2 protein-coding genes are annotated in these 1169 nt (G+C 36.7%); one reads left to right on the top strand and one right to left on the bottom strand.

What is annotated here, in order from left to right:
* The coding region (locus F6K13_RS34175) for a hypothetical protein (protein ID WP_287290088.1) at window positions 1–565 on the top strand (565 nt) is incomplete at its 5' end.
* Between the two features lie 85 nt (window positions 566–650).
* On the opposite strand, the gene F6K13_RS34170 is transcribed toward F6K13_RS34175, so the two are convergent.
* Window positions 651–1169 (bottom strand): NAD-dependent epimerase/dehydratase family protein (locus F6K13_RS34170; RefSeq protein ID WP_287290087.1); only part of this gene is annotated, 519 nt, incomplete at its 5' end.

Below are 1169 nucleotides of genomic sequence, written 5' to 3'. Positions count from 1 at the left end.
TCAAGCAGCTTTATCATTATTCAGGGTAGCTATTCATATTGATGCGGATACAAAAATTGTAGATACCATACCTGAAGATATTAAATGGAACCCTGGAATCACTGGAGGTCGAGGAAATTTAGTGCAGCACTTCAACAAATATCATTCTCACAGATTTGCAGATTTAAAAAAGGTTGCTGATAAGTTACATATTTCAGAAGAATCATTTAATAATGGCAGTTGGATAGGTGAATCCTTATATGCTATAGTTCGAGATGAAGGCAGAGAAATAGAATTTTTAGAGACTTGGGGTAAAATTGCAACATATATGGAATTAAAAGGGTTTCATGTAGGAGATGGAAATCTCATGGGATTAGCAGCAGCTAAAGTAGGATGGAATGTTAATAGTACAGTTGATAGTGAAGCTTGGCAGAAGCTTGATCGAGTAAGGAAACATTGGGATGCTTCTCATAGTAGACCAAAGACTAAATTCTGGGATAAGTTAGGCAAGAGAATAGGTTATCATTATCGTTTAAATAAAACTAGGATAATGGCTTTGAAAGATTTTGAATTTTACTATCGTTAAGCAATGAGTAAATGTTTGAGTAAGGTGTTTATTCTACATCTTACTCAATTACACAATTATCTAATTTGAACAGGTACAAATCTAACTAATAGAGAGACTGCACCCATTCCCACTCTCTTGATAACCCCTCTTTTAAAGAAACTTGAGGTTGATAACCCAAAATTTTCTGTGCTTTAGAAACATCAGCACTTGTATGACGAGCATCTCCCCTCGCTTTTTCCACAAAATTTTTCTTAATAGGACGCCCGACTATTTCCTCCATCATATTAATAACTTCTGCTAATACAACCCGACTACCCCCACCAATATTAAATACTTCACCCACTGCTTCCGGTACTGTACCTGCTGCTAAGTTAGCTGCTACTGCATCACTAATAAAAGTAAAGTCCCTAGTTTGCTGGCCATCTCCATAAATAGAAATTGGCTCATCTTGCAAAATCCACTTAAAAAATTTATGAAAGGCCATATCAGGTCTTTGCCGGGGGCCGTATACTGTAAAGTAGCGTAAATATACGCAGGGTACACCAAAATTCTGATGATACAACTTACCTAATCGTTCTGCTGCTAACTTAGTAATTCCATAAGGGGATACTGGTTGAGGACA

The organism is Okeania sp. SIO2B9, assembly GCF_010672505.1.
Classification (GTDB): Bacteria; Cyanobacteriota; Cyanobacteriia; order Cyanobacteriales; family Microcoleaceae; genus Okeania; species Okeania hirsuta.
Note: the sequence above shows the minus strand (reverse complement) of the source record. Positions and strands in the feature narration are given on the sequence as shown.